This is a genomic window from Mesorhizobium sp. M7A.F.Ca.MR.362.00.0.0, assembly GCF_004023175.1.
Lineage (GTDB): Bacteria > Pseudomonadota > Alphaproteobacteria > Rhizobiales > Rhizobiaceae > Mesorhizobium.
On sequence record NZ_RZTF01000621.1, the window covers coordinates 1 to 2,355 of the forward strand.

2 protein-coding genes are annotated in these 2,355 nt (G+C 57.2%); both read right to left on the bottom strand.

Annotated features, from left to right (window positions below):
* On the bottom strand, positions 1 to 1,371 hold a 1,371-nt coding region (locus tag EOC06_RS36055; RefSeq protein ID WP_128310031.1), incomplete at its 3' end, for an ATP-grasp domain-containing protein.
* The coding region (locus EOC06_RS36060; RefSeq protein WP_164898957.1) for a cysteine synthase family protein at positions 1,371 to 2,355 on the bottom strand (985 nt) is incomplete at its 5' end. The genes EOC06_RS36055 and EOC06_RS36060, both read right to left, overlap by 1 nt.

Sequence of the window (2,355 nt, forward strand, 5' to 3'; positions counted from 1 at the left end):
CACCAGATGTGCTTCGTCTATGGCCGCCTGGTGCTGCAGAAGGCGGCCATCGCGCGAGATTTCTATAGGCGGGGCGAGCAACTTCATCGCTTCAGGATGTAGGTGCCACCTGCCCTCGCTTGACCCAGCGACTCGCTCGTTGTCCGATTCGGCTACGGCCGCCTCGGTATCGATCACAAGGGTATCGATCATCCGTTCAGCGCCCGCGGCGGCGGCATTGAGTTCATCAGCTACGCCTATGGCGTAGGCTACCCGGTCTCTGAAGTCGCCATTTATTTGAACTTCCTGCCCCTCAGATTTCAGAAGACCTGCTTCAGGCACTGTGGGCTCTGGGTTTCCAGAAAAGCCCAAGCGTTTGACCTTTCCGGATGTCTGAGCAAGTCGGAAGCGGATGGCTCCCGCCCTTGCGCTCGCGCCCGGAGGCGTGAACCCTTCTCCCGCGTAGAGTCCAATCACCATGTCAAGGATTGACGTTCCCAGGGCGTGCGAGAGCATGATTGGAATCATCCCTCCAGCCAGCCTGGGGTTGACCTCGATGATGACGGGGCCCCACTCCGCTATCACGAACTCCACATGAGCCGGTCCGAAATTCAGACCCAGAGCCGACACCGCACCTGCGGCAAAAGATGCCAGTTCCCGTAGAGATGGCTCCGGTAGCGGGGCCGGAAAGTCATGCCCTACCTCGACGAAGCAGGGAGCCGGCCCTTTGTGCTTCGCAAGAATTCCAAGACAATGCAGCGTCCCATCGTAGGCAATTATCTCTGCAGAGTATTCCTTACCCTCGACATATTGCTGGATGAGGATGTCGGGACTGGGCAGATCTACTTGATCGAGCAGTGCGCCCCTTGCGCTCTCAAACGCCTTGATGGCGGCTGCGGCACTATCGCACAACCTCACGCCGCTACTACCGCTTCCTGACACCGGTTTGACGACCACCGGCAGAGTAGCTTGGGCAAGAATCTTCTCGACATCGCTGACCGAACTGGCCAGCCGTGTTTCAGGGATCGTGATTGATTGTCGCTGCAACTCGGCCGCTTGCTTCCATTTGTTGCGGCATGTGGCTATAGCCTTCGGATTCGCTGCTGGCAGCCCTATCGCCGTAGCGACACGTGACGCTGCTTCCACAAAATACTCCGACGACGAGTATATACCTGCCAGCCTACTTAATTTGGTAGCGACCCCGACGAGTTCATCCGGGCTGCGGGTCTCAGCTTCGATCACTTGAGCGACCGAGTCCTTAAGAAACGGATAGCGCGCAGGATTGCGCGTAACGAGATAGGTCTCAAAACCCAGGGCTCGGGCCCGCTTCATCAACAGTTCGCCAGTGCCCGTCGTGTTGCTCTCCACGAAAAGGAAGCTACCTCGGTTCATCAAACTTGCTCCAAAAGGCTCAGGACAGCTTCCCGGCTTCTCCGCTTCCAAAGATACCGGTTCCATGGCGGGAGAGCGGTCGAAGGGTGATTTTCGGTTGCCGGCGCGTCCAGCAGAACACCTTCATGTAGACATCCGTTCTGCTTGAGCCACTCGTGGTCGTAAACGGCCTCGACGTAGCGGTGGCCTTCATCAGGACAGATGACGACCACGGTCTCTTTTGGATACTGTCGAGCGCGCCAGCGCCCCGCGATGTAGCTTGCTCCCGAGGTCGGACCGGCGAAAACGGCGTGCCGCTCGTGGAGGGTTCGAGTTGCAGCAAATGCGAGCGGAGCTGAGATGAGATGCACCTCGTCATACAGTTCATGCTTCACGTTCTTGGGGACAAGACTGTTCCCCAGCCCCCGCAGTTTCCGTTCGCCGTCCTGTTGGCCAAAAATGACGCTATTGAAGGTGTCCACTCCAATCAGGCGTGCGCCAGGGGCTTTTTGGCGGAGGTGCTCTATCGTTCCACAAGTAGAACCGCCTGACCCCACAGAACCGACCAACGTTACGTCGGCGTCCAACATCTCCGATATATGATCGGCGAAGAGCTTGTAGGCTGCGGGGTTGTCGGGTGTTTGGTATTGCCGGGGCCAGAAACAGGAGTGGCCTAACTGTCTCATCCTGGCTTGTAACGCGTCAAGGCGGCTTCTTTGATAGCCACCCTGCTTTGCTTTTTCAGTTATTATGACGACTTTGGCTCCCAAGGAGCTCAACCTGTTTTCCAGACCTTTGTCCATCACCGGGTCTGTGAAAATTTCTAGCTGGAATCCACGTTCCCGGCAAACTACGGCCAGACCCAGCGCGAAGGTTCCGCTCGACGTCTCGAGAACTTTCATGCCGTGCGTCAAAGTCCCTCGAGCCACCGCTTGCTCGATGATGTACTTTGCAGGGAGAAGCTTCATGAACGCGAACTGCGCTAGATATAGATTTGTCTCACAC